The sequence below is a fragment of the Cohnella cellulosilytica genome (assembly GCF_042431195.1).
GTDB classification, from domain to species: Bacteria; Bacillota; Bacilli; order Paenibacillales; family Paenibacillaceae; genus Cohnella; species Cohnella cellulosilytica.
Genome location: NZ_JBHMDN010000069.1, coordinates 17,715 through 40,404, shown reverse-complemented (window position 1 = coordinate 40,404; position 22,690 = coordinate 17,715). Strand labels below are relative to the sequence as shown.

Here is a 22,690-nt window from a genome sequence, read left to right as displayed (position 1 = left end):
CCTTAAGAGCCCCCGATCCGATGAACGCCTTATTTCTCGAAAGATTTCCGTATTGGAAACGCCGTGTCCAATAGTCCGATGATAAACATGGAAGGAATCAACAATATCGGCAAACACAGCAGCAGAGAAATCGCCCTCGGCCATTTCTTGAGGTCCGATAGGAAGAAGACGAAACCGATCGCCTGAATCGTGAACGCAAGCTCCAGAATCGGAACGAGGTTCGAGATCGCAATCCGCCAATAGCCGCTGGATTCCTCCGACATGGCGGCAACCGCGATGAGCGCGATTACGAAATAAAGCACCAGGCTCTTCGGCAGCCTCCACGTCTTCGCCTGCGGCAGCGCCGGGGCATCGAAGGGGACGCTGCGGAGCGCAAGCCGCGATAGCGCGTGCGAAATAACGACGAACAGAAAAATAAAGACAAACAGCAGCGTGGGAAGGATCGACACCCCGAAGCCGATGTAGGTCGAAGCGGCCTCTGCGGCCCATCCCGTTTCAGGCAGCTGGTTCATCATGAGCAGCGACTTGAACAGACTGCTGAATCCGGCCGCCGACTCCGCGGTCCAGCCCGCTTCGATCAGCCGGGCCGTGTCGAATTGCTGGAAATAATCCGCAAGCTTTGCTGTCAATTGAGCTTTTATATCGATGTCGAGCATCAAGGAGAACAGAACGAGCACAAACAAGATCTGGGCCAACACAATGACGAACCCGGCCGTAACCGCGGACTTGGCCAAGCTGCCCCGCTTGTACAAATGCCCCATGGCGATAGCCGGCACGAGGAAGTACAAAGCCGCCGTAACCAATAGCGGCCCGAGCGCCCCGGACAGCAAGAATGCGATCAGCCCGATCGGAAGAAGATGCAGTACGAACGATTTCCAATCCAACATCGCGTATAGAACGACGAAGGGGGTCATGACGAGGAATACCGTAATGAAATTCAAGGGCGTTGCCAACGTCAGCAACAAAACAATCGCCGCCGCGCTCCACGCCAGCGACTTCCAGCTCACCTTCAACCGATTCACCTCTTGCGGATATGTTCGGACAGTTCGGACAGATCCTTGTAGAGATCCTCCAGCTGATGTCCCTCTTGTCTAAGTTTGGCTAGCTTGTCCGCAATGGCGCCGTCCAAATCCCGATAGGAGATGCCGAGCCGCCGGCCCAAAATATAAGCGCTGGCGACCAGCCCCGCCAGGCTGTCGATGACCCGCGACGTGCTTCCGTCCCAGATCGCCTTGAACAATCGGGACATCTGATCCACGACTTCGGTTTTCAGCCACTCGATCATACGCGTTCGAGTCGCAACGTCCAAATCTCGTTCCATCGCTATTCCTCCTATGCTTCGACTGTACCTGGATGCATAAGCCCGGAAAGCTGCAAATTCCATTATATCATAACTCCCGCTTCTCGCCGCAAGCAATCGCAGAGAACCCGGCTGCGGCAATCGCAACCGGGTTCCCGATATTTCCGCTCGGCTTGGCTGCTAGGATTTCGTCAGCTCGAAGGCCTGTCCGTTCTTCGTCAGCTTCCAGCCGCGACTCTCCAGCGCCGACAGCGGCACGTAATTCCGCTCGCCGACGGACAGCAGCTCGGTGCGGCTGCCGTCCTCCCAGACGAGCCGATGGCCCCGCTCCAGAATCAGCTCTCCGACAGCAGGTCCGGGCACGGACGCTTGCGACAGAGCCGCCCCCGCCGAGACCGAAGCGGTCCGCCGGTCCTTGTCCCACTGCATCGCATAGCCTTGCCCCTCCAGCGCCGCCAGATCGACGTAATCGGAGCCGCGATATTCCAGCAGCGTCAGCTTGCTTCCGCCCCAAGCGAGGGACGGGCCGCCTTGCTTCACGCGCACGAACTCGCTCTTGATCGGCTGGCCGGCGCGGATATCCCGATGGAGGCCTTCCTCGTCCAGGGCGACCTGGCCGTTAATGAGCACGTACTTGATGCCGGCAGAGACGAGCTCCGGATGGGCTACCGTGGAGAGATCGCTGATCTCGTCGAAGTCGAAGACGACGATGTCGGCGTCCATGCCCTTGGCGAGCCGCCCCTTCTTCTTCAGGGCGGGCGCCTGCTTCTCCAGCCGCTGCGCCGGCAGAAGAGACATCTTGGCGATCGCGTCGGACAGCGAGACGACCTGCTGCTCGCGAACGTAGAGGCCGATCGTTCTGGCGAACGTTCCGGAGGCGCGAGGATGATTGTTGAACCCCGGCTCCAGAATCGCGTCGCTGCCGATCATGACGAACGGCGCTTTCAGCGAGTCGACCACGTCTTCCTTCGGAATCGCATAGGCGACCGCCAGCTTGCCTTCCTTCTGATACTTCCGGAACGTGTATTCCGTCAGCCGCTCTTCCGTGCCGGCGATCTGCAGGTCCTCATAGGAGATGCGGAAGCGCTCCTGCCAGCCCTCGTCGAAGCGCGCCGAGTTGAGATACGTGCCCCAGTAGTCGTAAGGATAGATACAGGCGGTAATGTCCAGCCCTTCCTCGATCGCGTCGGCTACCATCTGCAGCGACTGCCGCATCGAGAATGTGCCTCCGGTGCTGTTGATGTGGTCGATATGTACGGCCGCGCCCGAAGCGCGGGCGTAGCCGATCAATTCGTTGAGCGCGTCGATGTTCGTGCCCGGCTCTTCCATGTCCGAATATCTGGCGTGAAAATAAACCGGGACGTTGTACCGTTGCGCCAGCTTCATCAAGGGCAAAATTTCCTTCTCGTTCACGCCCGGAACGTATTCCAGGCTGAACGAAATGCCGAGAGCGCCGTCGTTCAGCGCTTGCTCGGCTTGTTCCGCAAGCTGCTGCGTCTGCTCCGGCTTGGCCGTGTCGTACCGGCTCAGCTTGAACGGATTGCGCGCCTGCGTGTAAAAGAACGATGCCCCGAAGTGCAGGGGGGTCTTGTTGCGTTCATAGTAGGGATACCATTTCTCCGGATTGGCGGTTCCGCCGTGCATGGCGATGTTCGCCGTTACGCCGTCGGCGATCTTGTTCCAGACGCCGACCGGGTTGGGATCGTAGGACAGGTTGTCGATAAAGCCCGGAGCTACGATGAGCCCCTTCGCGTCGATGACCCGCTTACCCTTAAGAGCCTTGTCCGTCACGAGCGCAACTCGACCGTCCTGGACGGCCACGTTTAAACCTTCCCGGTCCAGCTTCGTCTCGGGATTGATGACACGGCCGCCGGCAATCACCAGCTCGTACGTCGCGTCGAGCTCCGCGGCGGTCGGCGTATCGAGGGCGCCTTCAGGCTCTTCCGCCGCGATCGGCGGGGAAGCCTGGGGACTCTCGCCGTCCTCCGGACCTGCCGAGCTCCCTTCCGCTCTATAACCGTTCCCGTTCGACGGAGCAGCCGGCAATTCACCGCCGCCTCCGTCCTTGAACAGCGAGGAAGCCGCCCATATGCCGCCCGCAATCACCAGCATGGAGATCGCGATCAGGATAGGATAGATCGTTCGAATGCGTGAATTGTCCCGACGATTGGTCATCGTTCCTCCGCCATTGTCCAGTATCTTCTTAGGGCGTGTATGCAAACCCGCTCAGGGGCATCTATCACCGCCTTTTCGCCCCCTGCTGCGTCACTTTTGCTTGACGTACCCCCGGTACGCCTTCACAAAAGTTCCTGGCATGGAACGAAAATTCGGCAATATCTGCTGTCCTCGGAGGTTGCATACACGCCCTAGGCTTCCCGTATCAGTCCTTTTTCATTCGGTCCGGCGTTCGGGAGCAGCTTCTCGGTATAATCGATTATGTCGCTGCGCCGCACGATGCCGATAAAATGGTTCATGTCGTCCACGACCGGGACAAAGTTTTGCGTCTTCGCCAAAGAGATCAGATCGACCATATTCGCATCGATGCGAACCGGCAAATTTTTCAGTCTAAGCGGTACTTCGCCGAGCCGTACACGGTGAAGCTGGTCAAAGCTCAAATCCGGATTCGCCTTCAAGTACCAGAGCAAATCCCCTTCCGTGACCGTCGCCTTGTACTCGCCCTTCTCGCTGATGACGGGGACGGCCGTATAGCGGTGCCGCTCCATCCGCTCCAGCGTCTGGCGCAACGTCGCCTCTTCGCTGACGCTCACGACTTCCTGCTTGGGCAGTAGAAAAAAAGCGATATTCATAAAATCCTCCTTCGCAATAACGAAAGACCCGCAAATTCCGAGCGCGGCACTTCCATTATAGCACGGCAAGCCGATGCTTCACCATGGAGCATTGCTGCTTTTTGTCTTCCTACAGCGAACGGTCGGGGGACGACCCGGCCGGCTCTTCGTTCTCCTGGCCGGGCACCGTCAGCAGGCTTTCCGGAGTATCCGCGTCGAGCCACGTCGAGATCGTCGCGCGAACTTCGGCCAGATCCTCTTCGTCGCCGACGAAATACCACAGGTTCTGGGCGCCCATCCGCTTGCCCTCGCCCTTCAGCGTGTAGCTCTGGATTTCATGCCCCGCCTGCAGGAACTTCTTGGCCAGCTCGTTGATCGAGGACGGAAGCAGGTCCGTCTGAAAATTGTCGCCCACGATGTCCAGCACTTCGGGAATTTTGTTCCATTGCTGCAGCGACGACGCTTTGTGGATCAGCTCCTCCAGGAACACGCGGTTGCGGTCCGCCCGGGCCATATCGCCTCCGGCGTCTTCGCGGTACCGGACATAGTTCAGCGCCTCGACTCCCGTGTAGCTGTCCTTGTTCGCTTTGACCGTGAATTTTTCGTGATCCGCGCCTTTGTTCACGATATCCTTGCCGATCGGCAGATGAATGCCCCCCAGCGTATCGATGACCTGCACGAAGCCTTGAAAATTGATGGAAGCATAATGATCGATCTTCGCGTCGAGCAGCTTCTCCACGCTGTTGACGGCCATCTCCGGCCCTCCGAATGCGTAAGCGTGGGTGATTTTATCCTTCGTATCCCTGCCCACAATATCGGCATACGTATCCCGCGGGATCGACACCATCAGAACGTTGCCGTCCTCGGGACGAATGACCGTATAGATCAGCGTGTCCGAGCGGCCGCGCTCCTTCGCTCTCGCGTCGACCCCCATCAACAGCATGCTGAACGGTTTTTCGACCTTGGCTTCCGGCTCCTCCACGATCGGCCGGTCGGTGAGCGGCTGATAGGAATTGGCGAAGCTCGATTCTACTTTATCCGACAGGAAAATATCGTACCCGAGCGCCGACAGGGCTCCCCGGTTCGCATAGCCGATGCCCGCCAAGACGAGCAGCAGCGCAACCGAGAGGGCGACGACTTTGTGCCAACGTTGCAGCTTGCGCATACCATCTCTCTCCTTCTTCTATCCGATGTTCGGTCTATTTTGAATGTTCTCTCTCTATCGCCAGACCTTTAATATACGATCCTCAAAACAGGATTGTTACATAAAAACCTTAAAGTTTCATGAAAACGACTGAATCCTTTCCAACCGAACCAGCATCCTCCTCTCTTTCCGGCGAGTGCCGACCCCGACTAAAGTACGGGGGCCGGACTCATCCGAAGGCCGTTATGGGAATCGGTCTTCGCAGGTATACTTCAATTCATGCGCAGCCACTTAGAAGGAGGAATGAACGAGAATGAAAGAAGCCGTTCTGCAGCTTCGCAACGTAACGAAAACCATCGGCAGACGCACGATCGTAAGCGATCTGTCGTTCGATATTCCCGCCGGAGAGGTGTTCGGATTCCTCGGGCCCAATGGCGCGGGCAAAACCACGACGATCCGCATGATCGTCGGCCTCATCTCGATGACCAAAGGCGAAATTACCGTGAAGGGCGTGTCCGTGCGCAAGCAATTCGAGCAGGCCATGACGCACATCGGGGCCATCGTCGAAAATCCGGAAATGTACAAATTTCTGACCGGCTACCAGAACCTCGTGCATTTCGCGCGGCGCCACTCCGGCGTCACCAAGCAGCGGATCGACGAGGTCGTTCAACTGCTCGGCCTGCAAAACCGCATCCACGAGAAAGTGAAACGCTACTCTCTGGGCATGCGTCAGCGGCTGGGCGTGGCGCAGGCCATTCTGCACAAGCCTTCCGTGCTCATTCTCGACGAGCCGACGAACGGACTCGACCCCGCCGGCATTCGCGAGCTTCGCGACTACCTGCGCAAGCTGACGCAGGAGGAAGGCCTGTCCGTCATCGTCTCCTCCCACCTGCTGTCGGAGATGGAACTGATGTGCGACCGGGTGGCGATTATTCAAAGCGGCAAGCTGATCGACGTCCGTTCCCTGCAGGAAACGAAAAATTCGGTGCAGACCAAAATCGTAGTGGAAGCGAGCGATCTCGAATCCGCCCATCGGCTGCTGTCAGGAGCGTTTAACAATCAAGGCGTCGAGGTGGTCGGGGAGCGGATCGAGATTACGGCCGACCGCAGCCTCATTCCGGACGTGGCGAGATTGCTGGTAAAGGCGGGGCTGGATATCTACGGCATTCATGCCGCGCAGCGTTCGCTGGAGGATCAGTTCTTGGAGATTACCGGAGGTGAGATGGTTGTCTAGCTTGGGAAATTTGATACGGAACGAAAATATGAAAATTTACCGCCGTCCCCGCACATGGCTTATGGTGGCCTTTCTCGTGCTCGCGCTGGGGCTGATGAGCGGATTGATGAAGTGGGACGAGAGCCGCAGCAATCCGGCCGACTGGCAGCAAAATCTGACCCAGCAGAACGCCCATTACCAGCAGCAGCTGGCGGATAATAAAGACCTGGATTCCGACTACAAGGATTACCTGACGAACGAAATCAAAATCAACGAATATTACTTGGCCCACGATCTGAATCCCGCCGCGTTGTCGCTCTGGGATTACGTCAACAATTCGGCCGCGCTGATTATGCTGATTACGATTCTGACCGTTATCGTCGCGGCCGACATGATCGCCGCGGAATTCACGTGGGGAACGATCAAGCTGCTGCTTGTCGGCCCGGCCTCCCGCTCAAAGATTATGCTGAGCAAATATATCTCGACGATGACGTTCGCCCTGCTGCTGCTTATCCTGTCGTTCGTCCTCGCCTTCGCCGCTGGAGGCGTGCTGCAAGGCTTCGACGGGCTCAGCCTGCCGCATCTGGCCGTGGGAGCCGACGGCCTCGTTCACGAGAGCTCCATGATCGCCGATTCGCTGCAAAAGTACGGCTACGCCGTCGTCTCGCTGTTCATGTACGTCACGCTCGCGTTCATGATCTCCGCCGCCTTCCGCAGCTCGTCGATGGCCATCGCCTTCTCGCTGCTGTTCATGCTCGTTGGCAACACGATCACGATGCTGCTGAGCGGCTACGAATGGTCGAAATACCTGCTGTTCGCCAACATCGACCTGACGCAATATTTGCCGGGCAACAGCCCGCTTCGGCCGGACATGACGCTCGGCTTCTCGATCATGATGCTCGCCGCTTATTACGTCGTCTTTCAGATCGTCGCCTGGACCTTGTTCACCAAGCGCGATGTGGCGGCCTAGATCTGACAAAACCCGTCGGCACGTTTGTGTCCGACGGGTTTTCTTATGCCTTCCGCTTGCAAAGGGACTGTCCTGTAAGTAAAAGTGTACAAAGATAATCGATGAAAAAGAAGAAGCATCTATCTCCTGGAGACTGCCTCATACGTTCCTGAAATGACCCATTCACGGGTTAACCAGTTCAAAATTTCAGGATCGTATAGCATCGGAAGGAGATAGATGCGACTTACAACATTCTATCGATTATCGTTAGGTACGCCTTTGTTTACTTATTGGGCTGCCCCTTGCACTGCCGTCTTACTTGAGCTGCCCGATGCACATCTGGATATTGTGCCCGCCTTCCGGCCGGGCCGCCGAGTTCAGCAGCAGGAACCTGCTGCCGTCCAACGCGTACAGGCTGGGCCAGAGATGGCTTGCAAAGGGCAAGGAGGCAATCGTTTGCCAGGAAGCTCCGCTATCCCGGCTGACCGAGATTTGTCCGGAATTCGATGTGACCATCCATGTGCCGTCCTGCAACTGTTCGACATACGGGCCTCCATGCTGCGCGGGAATGGGCGTGCCGTTCCCCGCTTCCCAGTGGACGCCGTCGTTCGAAATTTTATAAGTGATGGCCGCGGACACGCATTGATACATCACCAGATGAACCACCTCGAGGACAACGATGTAACGGCCGTCCTGCAGCCTGGTCCATACGGGCATTCCGGGACGAAGATGCGGACTCGCCGGGTCCCAGGCGACCCAGATTTCTTCTCCCCAGGTTCTGCCGTCGTCTTCGGATATTTTCTGCGAGATGATCTGGCTGTAGTAGGGCGGCTCGATGACGTGTTTCTCGTTGGCGTACATGACGGATAAACGGCCGTCGGCCAAGCGATAGAAATGCGGCTCGTATACGCCTTTATCCGGATTGCCGAGGCTGCCGGGCGAGCCGTTCAGCTCGTCGATCGTCGACCAGAACGCCCAAGTGCGGCCTCCGTCGGTACTCTTGTACACGTGCAATTGGTAGGATTCGTGCCAGCGGACGGAACGGCAGCTCAGCAGCAGGTCTCCGTTGTCCAATTCGATCAGCTGCCCGTTGTCCATGTCCCTGGACGGGTGGCCGAGCTGGGACAGGCGCTCCCACGTCTGTCCTTCATCCCGGCTGATCGCGAACTCCAGCTTATTGCCGCCGCTCGCTTCGTACGTGTACCCGTTGTTGTCATAGATCGTATAGACGGTTAACCATGTTCCGTTTTTCAGAAAAACCATTCGCCCGTATTGGGAACCGTACTTGCCGGGGTGCGAATAGCGCGCGTCCACGCCCAAATCCTCGAAGGCCGGAATGTCGTGGATGAGAACGGGCGGCTCCCAGCTTACGGAAATCTGTCCTGCCGAGTTCATGCTGTCATCTCCGTTCCTTGGGGCGTCTTTGCCCGTTAATTTGCGAAACGTCTCGATCTCGTCATGCCTGTAGGGGCTTCCGTCCCGATTGTAAAGATCGTGCTGCCACGAGCTGAAGTCCAGATCCATATTCTGAATCCAGTCCCACGGCTCGTGGGTTTGCGTTTTGCCGTTGACCAGTCCCCAATGGAAGCACGCGATGCCTTCCTTCCGATAGAGCGGCAAATGGTCATGAACATGATTCGCAAACGGGCGATGCAGCCACTCCGTGATGAACAGAGGCCGCCCATAGGCTTGGAACGCCTCGATGAGCTGCTCGGATCGCTCGATCGGCCCGTAATAATGAAAGGATACGACATCGGACAAGGCAACGGCCCGCTCTTCGATGGGAGTCAGCTCGCCCGGTCGGCAGCGCTCAAAGTAGTCGTGGTAGAAATCCCACGGCGCTGCCGTCAGGGGCTGGACGGGGTCCATTTCGCGGGCCCAGGCGAACGCGGCCTCCATCGCTTCGAGGCTCTTGTTGACGTTGCCGTAACCCCCCGCTCCGGAATTGCCCGGCTCGTTCCAGATGTCCCACGCGAGAATGCGCTTGTCCTCCCGATACTTGCCTACCATCTCTTTGACAAACCGCTCCATCTCGGGCCAATTGTTCCGATTATCCGCCATATGGTAGCTCGGATCGGCCGAATGCTCGCGGCTTCTCGACGGGAATCCCCCGTGATGTCCGGGCACCGGCTCGGGCTGCTTCCCGAACCGCGGCTTGCCGGAAGCCTGCTCGATCGGCCCTCTTCCGCAGTCGTCGAAGAAAATCGGCATCAGCGTCATGCCGTACGCTTCGATCAGATCCAGGAAAGCGTCGAAACGCTGCATAAAACCGTCGTGCTCGTGCTGCCATACCCCGTACGGAAGCAGCATGCGCAAGCTGTTGATGCCCGTGTAGGCGGCCAGCGCCAGCTCCTTCTCCATCGTTTTCCGAACTTCATTATGGTTGTATGCCTGCCAAATCTCCAGCGTTCCCGAGCAATCGCTCGGAATAAAGTTGCACCCTACGACCCAATCGCGTTCCCGATACCATCTCCAAGCTTGCTCCTTGGACCAAATGCGGCTTGCCAATCCAATCCCTCCGATATTCTACTTGATGCCTGTCATTGCAATTCCGCTTACGAAGAAGCGCTGAGCGAATAAATAAGCCAAAATCGTCGGAACGGACGCGATCAGCAGACCGGTCAGCACAAAGCTGTAATCCGTCCCGTATTTGCCGGCGAACAGAGCGATCGCCGCCTGAATCGGTCTGAACTGCTCGGAGTTCGTCATCAACAGCGGGTACAGCAGATCGTTCCAATTCCCCATGAACGTAAATACGCCGAGCGTAACGAAAGCCGGCTTGCAAAGCGGCAGCATAATTTTGAAGAAGATCCTAAATTCGCTTGCTCCGTCGATTCTTCCGGACTCCTCCAGGTCTCTGGGCAGCGTAAGGAAGAACTGACGCATCATGAAAATTCCGAACGCGTCCGCCGCTCTTGGAATAATCAGTCCCTGGTACGTATCGATCATCCCCAGCTTATAAATAATGAGAAACAGGGGTGTCATCGTAACCTGGAACGGGATCATCATCGTGCACAGAATCAGGACAAACAGCAGATTCCTGCCCTTGAATTGCAGTCTGGCAAACGCGTAACCGGCCATTGAATTCAGGAAGAGGGAGATGGCCACCACGGAGCATGCGAACACCAGAGAATTCACAAAATAGCGGGCAAAAGGAACCTCCGACCAGATTTTACTGTACGTGCTGAAGTCGTACGTGATCGGCAGCAAGCGCTCCGGCGAGCCCAGCACTTCCCCCATCGGCTTGACGGAGGTGCTGGCCATCCACAGAAAAGGAAATACGGTGGCCGCCGCAAGCAGGATCAAGAGCAGCAAAATGATCCAACGGCCAAAATCGACGCCTTGTCGACGGTTCATCGCGGTATCCATTTCATCGTCACCTCCGTCGTCAGAAATTTTGCTCGGACCTCTGTCCTATTCGCATGTTTATCAACGTGACAATAAGGATAACCATGAACAGCAGAATGGCGCTTGCGATGGCCGGTCCCATTTCGTTCGTGACGAACGCTTTATCGAAAATATACTGCACGATCGTTTCCGTCTTGAACATGGGACCTCCCTTGGTCGTCACGTAAACCTGGTCGAACACTTGAAAAGAGCCGATGATGGACGTAATGACGACGAAGACAAGGGTCGGCGCGATGGACGGGAGCGTAATTCCGAAGAACATGGCCCTTCTGCCCGCTCCGTCGAGCTCGGCCGCCTCGTACAAGCTCTCGGGAATTCCCTGCAGCGCGGCCAGCAGAATCACCATCGTGAACCCGAAGCTCTTGTATACGCTGATCAGAATAATGGCCGGCATGGCCCACGTCGGATCGTTGAACACGTCGACGACCGGAATGCCGAGCCCGCGCAGAAGCGCCGGAACAATGCCGATGTTGAAGTCGAACATCATCGCGATGGCCATGGCGACGATTGTCATCGAGCAGACCACGGGAAGAAAATAGACGGTACGGAAAACGAGATTCAAACGGGATCTCTTGTTGATCGCCACGGCGACCAGAATGCTGACGACAATCTGCAGCGGAACGTTCCCGCCGACGAAATAGATCGTATTCTTCAAGCTGTTCCAGAACCGCTCGTCGCCGATGACGGCATGGTAGTTGTCCAAGCCGATAAACTTGAAATTGCGCAGCATGATATCGAAGCTGAACACGCTCGAAAACAAGGAAAAGAACAGCGGAACGATGACGAAAATCGTCATGACGATCATGCTGGGCAGGATAAACAAATAACCGACGGCAGACTTATTCCAAGCCAATGACTTCCATCTCATAGGGGCCCCCTTCCCAACCAAAAGGGATCGGGAAATCCGGACCTTCCCGGATTTCCCTGCTTTTAGTTGCGGCTCGATTATCGTTCGGTAGCCAGAATCTTGTCGAGATCGGCCGATGCCTGATCCAGCGTGCTCTGAACATCCGCGTTCTTCATCAGAATCAGCTCGAACGATTTCTGCGTAACCTCGGACACGATTTTATTGGAATTGACGATGCCGACGAACCACGGTTGACCGATGTTGGCCGATTCCATGAAGACCTCCAGATCCGGGTTCTCGGCGATAATTTCGGGATCGCCCGCGAGATCCGTCCGAACCGGCGGGAAGCCGATCTTGATCGCCCATTCCTTCTGCGTATCCTTCTCGAACCACCACTGCGCGAACCTGTAGACGGCCTTTTTGATCTTCTCGTCCTGCGCGCCCTTGGCTGTCAGATGCATCGACAAGCCGGAACCGAATGTCACCTGCTTTTGCGGACCGGCCGGCATCAGGGCGACGCCGTAATTGATCTTGGCCTCCTTGAACTGGGGAGACATCCATGGGCCGTCGAACATCATGCCCAATTTTCCGGAAGCGAACATCTTCAGGTTGTCGCTGTTGGGCGCGGGAGCGACCTTCTTGCTCAGCACAAGATCCGTCCAATATTTAACGGCTTCTACCGCCTCCGGCTTGTTGATCAAGGAGGTTTTGTTGCTGTAATCAATCACGTCGCCTCCGTTGGCCCATATCAACTGGGGAATGTACACCCATCCGGCCGGAAGCGTCATGCCGTACTGGCCTTTCTTCGAATCCGTCATCTTCACGGCCCAATCGGCCATCTCGTCCCAGGTGGTCGGCGGCTTTTCCGGATCGAGTCCCGCATTCTTCGCCAAATCCTTGTTATAATAAAGCGCATGGGCAAAATAGTTCATCGGGAAGCCGATGAAATGGTCTTTATAGTGCAGCAGCGAATCGTAATTTTTCGGCAGCAGCGACGTATCGATCATGCTGTTCTCGTAAAAGTCGTCTACCGGAGCGATGACGCCGAGATCGGCGTACTTGGCGATATTCTCCGGACCGAACGCGATAAAATCCGGGCCTTGCCCGGTGGCGGACGCAGTCGTCAGCTTCTGGTAGAGAACGTCCCAGTTCATGATCTCCATCTTGACTTCAATCTGGTCCTGCGAGCTGTTGAACTTCTTCACAAGCGCTTCCAGAACCGGGCGATCCGAACCGGAAAATCCGTTCCAGTACGTGATGGTAACCTTGCCTTCGGACGCCTCTTTCGAACTGCCCGGCGAACTCGATTCCGCGCTCCCGGCCGGTTGACTCGGGCTCGGGCTGCCGCTCGAATTGCCGCCGCCCCCGCATGCGGATGCCAGCAGCAGCATGGCGCACATCGCAGCGAGTCCGCTTCCCCGTTTCCACTTGTTCATGATAAGAACCCTCCTGTTTCTGAATTGTAATCGCTTACTTACATCTTCAGTATAAGGGCCGGGAAAAACCTATTCTATATTAAGCTTAGTATTAAAATTAACCATCATCCATTAAAAAAGGCTTAACCAGGCCTAGCTACCGTCCTATCTATGATCCTATAATTAGTATAACTTAGTACATCCAATTGGAGGAAAAGCCCGCATGAGCGCCAAGCCCTTGTACAGACAAATCCAGCATTATCTTCAGGAGCAAATCTTATCCGGCAAGCTTCGTCCGGGCGACAGGGTTCCTTCGGAAAAAGAGCTGTCCGCCTATTTCAAGGTTAGCCAAATGACCTCCAAGCAGGCGTTGGCCGCTCTGGCCGACGCCCAATTGGTCACCCGGATCAAAGGGAAAGGAAGCTTCGTAGCCGGTCGTCACGACACGGATCTCATTCACTCCGCGCATACCGGGCTTAAAGGCACCGTCGGCATCGTTTTCCCGTCGATCCATATGCCGGTGGAGAGCTTGATGTTTTACTTCATTCAGACTCTGCTCCATACCAAAGGGTATCAAACGCTCATACGCGTAACGGACGACAACATGCAGAAGGAAATGGAAGCCATTCGAATGTTCCGGCTTTTCGGCATAAGAGGTTATCTGATTTTTCCGGCCATCGACGAGAGTTACAACGAGGAAATTCTGAGGCTGTCGCTGGAGAGATTCCCGCACGTGCTCGTGGACCGCTTCCTGCCGAATATAACCAGCAGCAGCGTCGCTTCGGACAATATCGAGGGAACGGTGAAGACGGTTCACCGTTTGCTGGACGAAGGATATAGGAACATCGGGTTTCTGACTCGGCAGATCGCCAATTCGAACGCGCAGGAGCGAATAGCGGGGTTCGAGAAAGCTTTCACGGATCGCGAGCTCCCGATCGACAAGAAGTATTGGTTTTTCGTAGACAAGGGCAGAAGAAACGATCGGGAGACGAGGATGCAGCTGCGGCGGTTCTTCGAGGCGCATCCCGAGATCGACGCCGTTGTCGCTATCGATACCATTATCGCCACCCTTGCTTACGGCGTGCTGCAGGAGATGGGCCGCACAATCCCGGACAAAATCAAGCTCGTCTCCTACGACGATCCGAAATTGCCGTTCGTCCCCTTCATCAAGCAGAACATCGAAAGCATCGCCAACCATGCGGCCGACATTCTGATCGACCAGATGGAGTCGGCGTACCGGGTGGAGCGCGTCACTGTGCCGGTTCGTTTCGTCGAGGACGTCGCATACCCTCTGCCTAGCGACCTGTTCGATTCGGATCACGTCTAGTAGCTGTCGCATAAGTAGAATAAGGCGTACCGAACGATGAGCGATGGAAGGAGGCAATTCGCATCGATCTCCTTTTTCCATCGATCATCTTGTACGCCCTTGCTTAGGAGACAGCCCCCTGTCCAAGGACGATCGAGCGAATCGTCTCCAGAGGAAGCTTCGGCTTGCGGTCGTAGGTGAGCAGACCGTTAATCTCTTGCTCTACGTCCGTGATCTGCGTATAGCAGAACCCTTGCACCAGGGGCGAGCTTTGCAGAGCTCCGAAGACGACCCTCAGCCGCCGCTCGAAATCCTCCTCGTTGGACGCGCCGGAATATCCCCAGCCTTCCCATTCGCTCTGCCGGAAAGCGATGCCTCCGAATTCCGTCACAAGCACCGGTTCGCCGTCGTACTTGTAGCCTCCGACATGCATTTCCCTTTTCTGGGGAGCGTCCGTCGCTCCTTCGATAGTCGAATAACGCTGCCGGAGAACGTCGTCTCTCCACTCGTAATCGTGGACCGTGTACAGATCGGATTTGACATGCTCCCAGCCATCGTTGGAGATGACGGGTCTGCTGGCGTCCAGCGATTTGGTCAAGTGATAGAGCGCCATCGCATGGTGCTGCTGCCGTTCGTCCACCAAAATATTGGGAACGCCCCAGCTCTCGTTGATCGGCACCCAAACGACGACGCAAGGATGGTTGTAATCGCGCCGGATGGCCTCCTGCCATTCCTGCGTTATCCGCTCCACATACTGCTCGGAATATGCGCAGGCGTTGGCCATTTCCCCCCACACGAGCAGGCCCAGCTTGTCGCACAGGTGCAGGAAGAGCGGGTCCTCGATTTTCTGATGCTTGCGCGTGCCGTTAAAGCCCATCGCTTTGGTCAGCTCCACGTCCGCCTGCAGCGCTTCGAGGCTGGGCGCCGTCAATATCCCCTCCGGAAAATAGCCCTGGTCCAGCACAAGCCTCATATAATACGGCCGGTTGTTCAGACAGAGCTTGCCGTGCTCGACGGACACTTTGCGCATGCCGAAATAGCTGCCGACCCGATCGTCGGCCTGCCCGTCCGCCGTTAACGTAAATTCCACGTTATACAGATTGGGACGTTCGGGCGACCACCAGCGGCCAAGACCGTGGTCGTTAAAATCGTGCAGGGCGATCGTTCTCGTCAGGTTAGCGTGCGTGACCCGGAATTCCTCTTCCGCAACCAGCTCGTTGCCGAACGTAATTCGCGTGCGCAGCGCCGACCCGCCCTTCATCCGATCGAAGCCCGCGATGAAATATTGAATTTTAATTTCGTTGCGGTCGATGTCCGGATCGAACTTCACCCTATCCAAATACACGGCCGGCACCGGCTCCAGCCAGACCGATTGCCAGATGCCCGTCGTTCGCGTATAGAAAATAATATCGCTTTTTTCCTTCCAATACTGCTTTCCGCGAGGCAGCGTGACCTCCCGGCTGTAATCCTCGGCGCGAACGACAATCTCGTTAACTCCCGTCCGCAGCGCCGGTCCAATATCCGCCGAGAACGGAGTATGGCCCCCTTCGTGCTTGACGACCAGCATGCCGTTCACCCATACGGAAGCGCTGTAATCCACCGCCCCGAAATGCAAGAGAAGCCGCTGCCCCTCCCAGGCATAAGAATATTCGAACGTTCGGCGATACCAGACGATATCGTGGAAGGCGCTGTCGCCTATTCCGCTCAGCTTGCTTTGATAGCAGAACGGGACCGCGATTTTCTTGGTGAAAGTCGGATTGTCAAACCAGCCTTCTTCGATCCCCGCGTTCTCGTCGTCGAACTCGAAATCCCATTCCCCGTTTAAGCTTAACCAGTCCGCTCGCACGAATTGCGGCCTGGGATATTCCGTTCTGATTCCCGTTGGATTCAATGTCCCTACCTCCACCCAAGATGATGTATGCGCATCAGGCTTAACCTCGCATGAATGCGTTTTCTGTCTACCCTTCATCATAAGGAGATAGGTTGAATTATTATATACTATACTTAGTATATTTTAGACAAATCCCGAAAATTAATGCTTTGACAACGGCTATATCGGGCCGATATGATGATAGTGACTCCATTTACCTTAGTATACTAATGCGGGAGCTGGCGACTATGAGCGAGAAGAAATCCTCATTGGCAAACGACAAGTCGATCCCTCTGTACAAGCAGATCGCGAATCATCTGCGGGAACAGATTATGTCGGGCAAGCTTCGTCCCGGCGATCGCGTCCCCTCCGAGAAGGAAATCGCCAGCTATTTTAACGTCAGTCAGATCACTTCCAAACAGGCTTTAGCCTTGATGAGCGACGAGAATCTGGTCATTCGTCTTAAAGGCAAAGGCACGTTCGTGGCGGGGAGGAACGGGACGGATATTCTGCACTCGATCCATTCCGGCTTTAACGGCATCGTAGGCATCGTATTCCCCTCCATCATGATGCCGATTGAGAGCATGCTGTTTTTCCAGGTGCAATCCCGCCTTCACGAGAGAGGATACCAGACGCTAATTCGGGTAACCGAGGATATTATGGAAAAAGAGGTCGAAGCGATTCGAATGTTCCAGTTGTTCGGCGTGCGGGGGTTCATCATCTTCCCGGTGATGGAGGATAACTATAACGAGGAAATTTTGAAATTGTCCCTGGACCGATTTCCGCATGTCCTGGTCGACCGCTACCTGCCCAGCATTACCAACAGCAGCGTCACCTCGGACAACCTGACCGGAACAATGAGCGTGGTCGATTATTTGCTCGGAGCCGGACATGAGCATATCGCGCTCATTACGCAAGAGGATTCCAACTCCAACACCCGGGAACGCGAAGCGGGCTTCGAGAGAGTGTTTCTTGAACGTTCGCTGCCGATCGACAAAAAGTATTGGCTCTATCTCAAACGGCATACCAAGGAGGACGATGCAGGACTCAAGGAAAAAATAAAAGCGTTCTTCCATACGTATCCCCGGATTACCGCGGTCATTACAATCGATACCGTGCTCGCCCGTCTGGTGTACGCCTCCGTCTACGAGATCGGCAAGCGGATTCCCGATGAGCTGACCCTCGTGTCTTTTGACGATCCCAAGCTGCCCTTCGTTCCGTACATCGAGCAGAACATTCCGGCCATCGCGGAGAAGGCCGTCGAAATGATCATCCATCAAATGGAGGGCGCGTATGCGCCCCGGCGCGAGATCGTCCCCGTCACCTTCGTCCGCGACGTGACCTATCCCGCTCCGGAAGGCTTATAATTTCGACAGTGTTGATAGACAAAGAAGGGGATGTACCTCCCGGAGAATGCCTCCTACGCTCCTGAAATCACCCTTTCACGGGTTTATCAGTCCCTTTTCGGGAGCGTATAGCATCGGAAGGAGGTACATCCCCCTCACACTTTTATCATCGTTTATTTTTCAAAGCAGCTCGGCTGGCTTAGAGAACAGCCCGGATTCCTCGGCAGCCTGCAACAGCTGTTCGATACTCGGAGCGATCTCCTCGGGAACGACGGGAGGCTCGAACCGCGCGACGACTTGGCCTTCGCGATTGATAAGAAACTTGGTGAAGTTCCATTTGATCTCGTTGTCCAGCAGCTTGTCCGGCATATTGTCGGCGAACATCTTGTGGAACCGCTCCCCCGACGGCTGGCTCCGGTCGAAGCCCTCGAAAGGCCGCTGCTCGGTCAAATAGGCATACAGCGGATGCTTCGCTTCCCCGTTCACGTCGATCTTCTCGAACAGAGGGAACGACACGCCGTAGTTCACTTGGCAGAACTCCTCCACCTCCGTATTGGAGCCGGGCTCCTGACCGCCGAACTGATTGCACGGAAAACCCAGAATGACGAAATCCCGGTCCTTGTAGGTCCGGTACAGCTTCTCCAACGCTTCGTACTGCGGCGTCAAGCCGCACTTGCTGGCCGTATTGACGATAAGAACGACTTTCCCCTTGTACGCGTCCAGCCCGGTATCCTCGCCTCTAATCGTTTTCGCTGCGTAATCGTAAATCGTCATTGCTCCGTCTCCTCCCGATAATGAAAGTGGAATGGAAGAAAGCCCCTCAGTCTAATTTCGTAGAATGAGAGGCTTCCTTTGATTCGCTTTATCTTACTCCGTCGTGTATGGCAGAAGAGCCATTTGACGAGCGCGCTTGATCGCAACCGTCAGCATGCGTTGGTATTTCGCTTTTGTGCCCGTCACGCGGCGAGGCAGAATTTTGCCGCGTTCGCTGATGAACTTGCGAAGAAGATCCAACTCTTTGTAGTCGACGTGAGTGATTTTATTTACGGTGAAGTAGCAAACCTTCTTGCGCTTGTTGCGTCCGCCGCGGCGGAACTTACGAGGCTCGCGTTGCTCCCCGCCTTCGCGAGGGCCGCGTGGTCCGCGCTCTTCACGTGCTTGTGCCGGTGCTTGTGCTTGTGCTTGGGGTTGTGCTTGTTGTTCGCTCATTTGTTCTCCGTCCTTTCCAGTTAAAATGGCAGATCATCGTCCGATATGTCTATCGGTCGCCCGTCATCCGCGAAGGGATCGTTATTGTTGCCGCCGCTGCTGCGCGATCCGGAGCCGCTGCGATTGCTGCTGCCGCCGCCACCGCCGTATCCGCCTCCCGCGCTTGCCGCCGGAGCGCTGCCGTAAGCATCGTCTCTTCCCTGCCCGCCGCCTTCGCGGTTGGGCGATTCCAGGAATCGAACGTTGTCGGCGATCACTTCGGTCACATAGACGCGTCGGCCTTCGTTATTCTCGTAGTTGCGCACTTGAATTCGGCCTTCGACTGCGGCCAGACGACCTTTGCGAAGGTAATTCGCGCAAGTCTCGGCAAGCTGTCGCCAAGTGACGATCGGGATAAAATCCGCCTCGCGTTCCTCCCGATTGCCGGAGAACGAGCGGTCTACCGCCAGCGTAAATTGGGTAACGGCTACTCCTGCAGGCGTATAGCGCAGTTCAGGATCCCTGGTCAAGCGTCCTATGAGAATAACTCGGTTCAGCATCGCGGTTTCCCTCCACTAGACATGACATTGTAAAGCTAACGGCGGTTGTCCGCCCGGGTTGTGCGGTTATTAAGCGGTCTGCTCTCTGACGACGATATGACGAATGATCTCGTCCGTAATCTTCAGAACGCGCTCGAGTTCCGTCACGACTTCCGACGTACCCTTGAAATGAACCAACACATACGTCCCTTCGCGGTGCTTGTTGATCTCGTAAGCAAGACGACGTTTGCCCATGATGTCGTGCTTAACGATCTCTCCGCCGTTCCCGATGATGCCCTGGAATTTTTCCGTGACAGCTTGAACGGTTTCTTGTTCCACGTCCGGACGGATGATGTACATCAACTCATAGTTGCGCATCTTCCGTTCACCTCCTTAAGGTCTTGTGGCCCCCCACTTGATATACCGACAGCTTGGCTATCGGCTGGGAAGCAAGGAGTATGCAATCTACAGCATACCCAAATACTTTATCACAACGGGCTTCATACCGCAAGGAGATTTATGCCTCGCCCCGCCGCGCTTCGGCTCGCCGCGTCTTCCGCGGGCGGCCGTTTTTTATTTTCAGAGCGCGGGAGAAGCGAAGAGGTAATCGTAGAACATCTGGTCGACCGGATTCAGTTTCTCCTTATTATAAATCAAAAAAGTCTGCCGCATCGGGAACGGATTGTTCTCGATCGGCAGAGCGACCAGCGTGCCGTCGAGCACTTCGTTGCCCATATAGGAAGGCGCGAACAGCGTGGCGCCATAGCCGCCGGCCACCATCTGCTTGATCAGCTCCAGATTGTTCATCTCGTATTTGGCGTTCAGGCTCAAGTTCATCTTCTCGAACACGAACGCGATCGTCTCGCGGTACTGCTTGCCCTCCTGGTACAGCACAAGCTGATGGCGGGCGATATCCTGCAGCGTCACCGAGTCTCGCGACGCCCACGGATGGCGGTTCGATACGATGAAGTAAATGTGCTCGCTGTTCATCAGCTTGAACGACAGCTCGGTATCTTCCATTGAATAACGGATGACGCCGAGATTGAACATTCCTCTGCGGATCGCTAGGATCACCTCGGTCGTCGAATAGGAATGCACCTTGATGTTCGTCTGCGGGAACAGCGCGATAAAGTTTTGCAGCTTCTGATACAGAAACAGATTGCTCAACGAGTTCGTGCAGCCGAGCTCCAACCGGAACTGCTCCTCCCGGGAAGCTTTCTCGACGGCGGCCTTCCCCTGTTCGAGCACTTCCAGGAGCTGCAGCGCATACGGGTAGAACGCCCTTCCTTCCAGCGTAAGCTGGTTGCCGCTCTTGCGTCGGGCAATCAGCGGCTTGCCGACGGCTTTCTCCAATTGATTCATGCGATGGGAAACCGTCGGCTGCGGCAGGAACAGCTGCTCGGCCGCTTTCTGGAAGCTGCCGGCCCGATGCACCGCCAGGAACGTCTGGATCAGCTCGAGATTCATTTTACCCACCTCACGTTATATACACGTTAATTATATGTCATTATAATGATAGTTTCTCCATGAAATAAATGTAATGTAAGCAATTGCATTCATTTTATGAATGGTTTTATTCGAATTTGACCATTTACTTGTCATTTTATCTAACATAAGATAGCCGTAAGCCAATTGTCAAGGGTGGGGCTGGCTTCTATGTAACCTTCTGTTACAAAGTCCTGATCGATGCATGAACGACATGCGATCTACAAAAAAATGGGAGGCTGGAGAGAGATGGGAGATTCGACAACGAGAAAAAGAAGATTGGGCTGGACGGGCTTGGCGCTCGCGTTCGCGGTGATGCTGGCTGCTTGCAGCGGAGGCAGCAACGGGAACGGCGCCTCTTCGTCCGGAGAGGCCGCCGTCAGCAGTCCTCCCGCTTCCGCAAGCGGCGAAGAGAAGACGCTTCGCATCCGATTCTACGACGATCCTGCCGGCTTCGACCCGGCCACGATCTTCCGGACCGAGAACGAAAGCATCGCCTTTAATATTTATAGCGGACTGATGACTTACAATTCGCAGGGAGAGCTCGTACCCGATCTGGCGGAAAGCTGGGAGACGCCGGACAACCGGACGTGGACGTTCCGGCTTCGGCAAGGCGTGCAATGGCAGCAGGATTACGGGGAGTTCACCTCCGCCGATGTGCTGTACAGCTACCAGCGCATTATCGATCCGGCCGTCGCTTCCCCTTACGCCAACGAATTCGGCAACGTCGAAGCGTTCGAGGCTCCCGATCCGTACACGGTCGTCATCAAGCTGAAGTCGCCGGACGGCAACTTCCTGCACCAGGTCGCCAACTATCATCAAGGTCAGATCGTAAAGAAGGAAGCCGTCGAGAAATACGGCGACCAATATATGTGGAACCCGGTCGGAACCGGCCCCTACTTCATCGAGAGCATCACGACGAACTCCCAGATCGTGATGGCGCGCCACGACGGCTACTACAAAGGGCCGGCTCCGATCGGGAAGCTCGTATTCAGCATTATCAAGGACGACGACACCGCCGCCATCGCCCTGCAGAACGGCGAAGTGGACGTAGCGATGCGAATCGAGAAGACGGAGCTGCTGCAGCGGCTCGAGCAAGCCGGCTTTAAGCTGAACAAGCTGAGCGACCGTGCCGTCAACGTCCGGATGTTCAACGAAAGCGTCAAGCCGCTCGAAGACGTCCGCGTCCGTCAAGCCTGGGCGCATGCCGTCGACTGGGCCGGCAACATCGAGGCGACCAATCCGCTCGGCCAGTCGCCGACCTTTAACATTTTGCCGAAATGGATGGACGTCTATACCGACGATGTGCCGAGATACGAATACAATCCGGAGAAGGCCAAGGAGCTGCTCGCGGAAGCCGGCTACCCGAACGGCTTTACCGTCACCGAGCATATCCGCCAGGTGGAGGAAAGCGATCAGCTGGAGCAGGAAAACCTGCGCGCCGTCGGCATCAACCTGCAATTCGAGATCGTCGAGGCGGCGCAGTACAACAAAATTCGCAACGACGGCACGTTCGAAGTCTCCGGACGGCTGCTGCCGGCGGTGAACCCCGACACAATCCTGTTCAGCTATCTGCATCCGAACAACATCGCGCCGAAGGGCATGAACGGCGCCCGTTACGACAATCCGGAGCTGACGGCCAAGCTGGAAGCGGCCAGAGCCGAGATCGATCCGGAGCAGCGCAAGGCGCTGTACGCCGAAGTGCAGAAAATCGCGATGACCGACCTGCCGTACATTCCGATGCTGTCGGCCAACGGCTACTGGCCGAGCGCCAACTACGTGCTGAATCTCGCGCTCACCCCGCTGTCCCAGGTGAACTATTACGAGGTCGACATCGCGAAGTAATCGGCGCGGCGCCATTTTTCGGATTCCCGGGTATCGCCGGTTCGGCAAT

20 protein-coding genes are annotated in these 22,690 nt (G+C 56.0%); 5 read left to right on the top strand and 15 right to left on the bottom strand.

What is annotated here, in order from left to right:
* Positions 1-29 precede the first annotated feature (29 nt).
* From ACFFT4_RS30450 to ACFFT4_RS30430, 5 genes are all read right to left on the bottom strand, one after another.
* The gene (locus ACFFT4_RS30450; protein WP_378053058.1) at positions 30-1,007 is read right to left on the bottom strand and encodes a DUF2232 domain-containing protein; all 978 of its coding nucleotides are present in this window, start codon (positions 1,005-1,007) and stop codon (positions 30-32) included.
* An 11-nt stretch (positions 1,008-1,018) separates the two neighbouring features.
* Entirely contained in the window at positions 1,019-1,321 is a 303-nt protein-coding gene (locus ACFFT4_RS30445) for a MazG-like family protein (RefSeq protein WP_378052897.1), read from the bottom strand.
* 159 nt (positions 1,322-1,480) lie between these two features.
* Positions 1,481-3,475: an amidohydrolase family protein gene (locus tag ACFFT4_RS30440; protein ID WP_378052896.1), complete on the bottom strand. Its 1,995-nt coding sequence runs from the start codon at positions 3,473-3,475 to the stop codon at positions 1,481-1,483.
* A 191-nt stretch (positions 3,476-3,666) separates the two neighbouring features.
* Complete coding sequence (locus ACFFT4_RS30435; protein WP_378052895.1) at positions 3,667-4,107, bottom strand: CBS domain-containing protein; 441 nt, start codon at positions 4,105-4,107, stop codon at positions 3,667-3,669.
* 109 nt (positions 4,108-4,216) lie between these two features.
* A complete protein-coding gene (locus ACFFT4_RS30430) occupies positions 4,217-5,251 on the bottom strand; it encodes an LCP family protein (RefSeq protein WP_378052894.1) in 1,035 nt (344 codons plus the stop codon).
* A gap of 292 nt (positions 5,252-5,543) precedes the next feature.
* On the opposite strand from ACFFT4_RS30430, the gene ACFFT4_RS30425 reads away from it, so the two are divergent.
* On the top strand, positions 5,544-6,464 hold the full coding sequence (locus ACFFT4_RS30425; RefSeq protein ID WP_378052893.1) for an ABC transporter ATP-binding protein: 921 nt from the start codon (positions 5,544-5,546) through the stop codon (positions 6,462-6,464).
* Positions 6,457-7,413, top strand: a complete 957-nt coding sequence (locus tag ACFFT4_RS30420; protein ID WP_378052892.1) for an ABC transporter permease — start codon at positions 6,457-6,459, stop codon at positions 7,411-7,413. Before ACFFT4_RS30425 ends, ACFFT4_RS30420 begins: the two co-directional genes overlap by 8 nt.
* Before the next feature lie 294 nt (positions 7,414-7,707).
* Here ACFFT4_RS30420 and ACFFT4_RS30415 read toward each other — a convergent pair whose 3' ends face one another.
* The 4 genes from ACFFT4_RS30415 to ACFFT4_RS30400 all read right to left on the bottom strand — a co-directional run bounded on the left by ACFFT4_RS30415 (position 7,708) and on the right by ACFFT4_RS30400 (position 13,083).
* A complete protein-coding gene (locus ACFFT4_RS30415; protein ID WP_378052891.1) occupies positions 7,708-9,900 on the bottom strand; it encodes an exo-alpha-sialidase in 2,193 nt (730 codons plus the stop codon).
* An 18-nt stretch (positions 9,901-9,918) separates the two neighbouring features.
* Positions 9,919-10,761 carry a carbohydrate ABC transporter permease gene (locus ACFFT4_RS30410; protein WP_378052890.1) on the bottom strand — a complete coding sequence of 281 codons (843 nt, stop codon included), beginning with the start codon at positions 10,759-10,761 and terminating at the stop codon, positions 9,919-9,921.
* Positions 10,762-10,780: 19 nt separating this feature from the next.
* Positions 10,781-11,668: a carbohydrate ABC transporter permease gene (locus ACFFT4_RS30405; RefSeq protein WP_378052889.1), complete on the bottom strand. Its 888-nt coding sequence runs from the start codon at positions 11,666-11,668 to the stop codon at positions 10,781-10,783.
* A 77-nt stretch (positions 11,669-11,745) separates the two neighbouring features.
* Positions 11,746-13,083 carry an ABC transporter substrate-binding protein gene (locus tag ACFFT4_RS30400; RefSeq protein WP_378052888.1) on the bottom strand — a complete coding sequence of 446 codons (1,338 nt, stop codon included), beginning with the start codon at positions 13,081-13,083 and terminating at the stop codon, positions 11,746-11,748.
* Between the two features lie 202 nt (positions 13,084-13,285).
* On the opposite strand from ACFFT4_RS30400, the gene ACFFT4_RS30395 reads away from it, so the two are divergent.
* Positions 13,286-14,389 carry a GntR family transcriptional regulator gene (locus tag ACFFT4_RS30395; RefSeq protein ID WP_378052887.1) on the top strand — a complete coding sequence of 368 codons (1,104 nt, stop codon included), beginning with the start codon at positions 13,286-13,288 and terminating at the stop codon, positions 14,387-14,389.
* A gap of 103 nt (positions 14,390-14,492) precedes the next feature.
* Here the strand turns inward: ACFFT4_RS30395 and ACFFT4_RS30390 are convergent, their stop codons facing one another.
* Positions 14,493-16,259, bottom strand: a complete 1,767-nt coding sequence (locus ACFFT4_RS30390) for a glycoside hydrolase family 2 protein (RefSeq protein ID WP_378052886.1) — start codon at positions 16,257-16,259, stop codon at positions 14,493-14,495.
* Positions 16,260-16,486: 227 nt separating this feature from the next.
* Here ACFFT4_RS30390 and ACFFT4_RS30385 point away from each other — a divergent pair, with 227 nt between their 5' ends.
* Positions 16,487-17,605, top strand: a complete 1,119-nt coding sequence (locus ACFFT4_RS30385) for a GntR family transcriptional regulator (RefSeq protein ID WP_378052885.1) — start codon at positions 16,487-16,489, stop codon at positions 17,603-17,605.
* Positions 17,606-17,764: 159 nt separating this feature from the next.
* Here ACFFT4_RS30385 and ACFFT4_RS30380 read toward each other — a convergent pair whose 3' ends face one another.
* The 5 genes from ACFFT4_RS30380 to ACFFT4_RS30360 all read right to left on the bottom strand — a co-directional run bounded on the left by ACFFT4_RS30380 (position 17,765) and on the right by ACFFT4_RS30360 (position 20,778).
* Complete coding sequence (locus ACFFT4_RS30380; RefSeq protein WP_378052884.1) at positions 17,765-18,358, bottom strand: glutathione peroxidase; 594 nt, start codon at positions 18,356-18,358, stop codon at positions 17,765-17,767.
* Positions 18,359-18,451: 93 nt separating this feature from the next.
* Complete coding sequence (gene rpsR / locus ACFFT4_RS30375; RefSeq protein ID WP_378052883.1) at positions 18,452-18,793, bottom strand: 30S ribosomal protein S18; 342 nt, start codon at positions 18,791-18,793, stop codon at positions 18,452-18,454.
* Positions 18,794-18,813: 20 nt separating this feature from the next.
* Positions 18,814-19,332, bottom strand: coding sequence for a single-stranded DNA-binding protein (gene ssb / locus ACFFT4_RS30370; RefSeq protein WP_378052882.1), 519 nt, complete (start codon positions 19,330-19,332; stop codon positions 18,814-18,816).
* 69 nt (positions 19,333-19,401) lie between these two features.
* A complete protein-coding gene (rpsF, locus tag ACFFT4_RS30365; RefSeq protein ID WP_378052881.1) occupies positions 19,402-19,689 on the bottom strand; it encodes a 30S ribosomal protein S6 in 288 nt (95 codons plus the stop codon).
* Between the two features lie 201 nt (positions 19,690-19,890).
* Positions 19,891-20,778 carry a LysR family transcriptional regulator gene (locus ACFFT4_RS30360; RefSeq protein ID WP_378052880.1) on the bottom strand — a complete coding sequence of 296 codons (888 nt, stop codon included), beginning with the start codon at positions 20,776-20,778 and terminating at the stop codon, positions 19,891-19,893.
* A 267-nt stretch (positions 20,779-21,045) separates the two neighbouring features.
* Between ACFFT4_RS30360 and ACFFT4_RS30355 the strand changes: the two genes are divergently transcribed.
* Complete coding sequence (locus ACFFT4_RS30355) at positions 21,046-22,641, top strand: ABC transporter substrate-binding protein (RefSeq protein WP_378052879.1); 1,596 nt, start codon at positions 21,046-21,048, stop codon at positions 22,639-22,641.
* Positions 22,642-22,690: the final 49 nt, after the last annotated feature.

What these genes read in the sequence shown, in the direction of transcription:
- rpsR (WP_378052883.1), bottom strand. Translation starts at nt 18,793, where the DNA reads ATGAGCGAACAACAAGCACAACCCCAAGCACAAGCACAAGCACCGGCA.
- ACFFT4_RS30400 (WP_378052888.1), bottom strand. Translation starts at nt 13,083, where the DNA reads ATGAACAAGTGGAAACGGGGAAGCGGACTCGCTGCGATGTGCGCCATG.
- ACFFT4_RS30380 (WP_378052884.1), bottom strand. Translation starts at nt 18,358, where the DNA reads ATGACGATTTACGATTACGCAGCGAAAACGATTAGAGGCGAGGATACC.
- ACFFT4_RS30405 (WP_378052889.1), bottom strand. Translation starts at nt 11,668, where the DNA reads ATGAGATGGAAGTCATTGGCTTGGAATAAGTCTGCCGTCGGTTATTTG.
- ACFFT4_RS30440 (WP_378052896.1), bottom strand. Translation starts at nt 3,475, where the DNA reads ATGACCAATCGTCGGGACAATTCACGCATTCGAACGATCTATCCTATC.
- ACFFT4_RS30430 (WP_378052894.1), bottom strand. Translation starts at nt 5,251, where the DNA reads ATGCGCAAGCTGCAACGTTGGCACAAAGTCGTCGCCCTCTCGGTTGCG.
- rpsF (WP_378052881.1), bottom strand. Translation starts at nt 19,689, where the DNA reads ATGCGCAACTATGAGTTGATGTACATCATCCGTCCGGACGTGGAACAA.
- ACFFT4_RS30395 (WP_378052887.1), top strand. Translation starts at nt 13,286, where the DNA reads ATGAGCGCCAAGCCCTTGTACAGACAAATCCAGCATTATCTTCAGGAG.
- ACFFT4_RS30435 (WP_378052895.1), bottom strand. Translation starts at nt 4,107, where the DNA reads ATGAATATCGCTTTTTTTCTACTGCCCAAGCAGGAAGTCGTGAGCGTC.
- ssb (WP_378052882.1), bottom strand. Translation starts at nt 19,332, where the DNA reads ATGCTGAACCGAGTTATTCTCATAGGACGCTTGACCAGGGATCCTGAA.
- ACFFT4_RS30385 (WP_378052885.1), top strand. Translation starts at nt 16,487, where the DNA reads ATGAGCGAGAAGAAATCCTCATTGGCAAACGACAAGTCGATCCCTCTG.
- ACFFT4_RS30355 (WP_378052879.1), top strand. Translation starts at nt 21,046, where the DNA reads ATGGGAGATTCGACAACGAGAAAAAGAAGATTGGGCTGGACGGGCTTG.
- ACFFT4_RS30410 (WP_378052890.1), bottom strand. Translation starts at nt 10,761, where the DNA reads ATGGATACCGCGATGAACCGTCGACAAGGCGTCGATTTTGGCCGTTGG.
- ACFFT4_RS30360 (WP_378052880.1), bottom strand. Translation starts at nt 20,778, where the DNA reads ATGAATCTCGAGCTGATCCAGACGTTCCTGGCGGTGCATCGGGCCGGC.
- ACFFT4_RS30445 (WP_378052897.1), bottom strand. Translation starts at nt 1,321, where the DNA reads ATGGAACGAGATTTGGACGTTGCGACTCGAACGCGTATGATCGAGTGG.
- ACFFT4_RS30425 (WP_378052893.1), top strand. Translation starts at nt 5,544, where the DNA reads ATGAAAGAAGCCGTTCTGCAGCTTCGCAACGTAACGAAAACCATCGGC.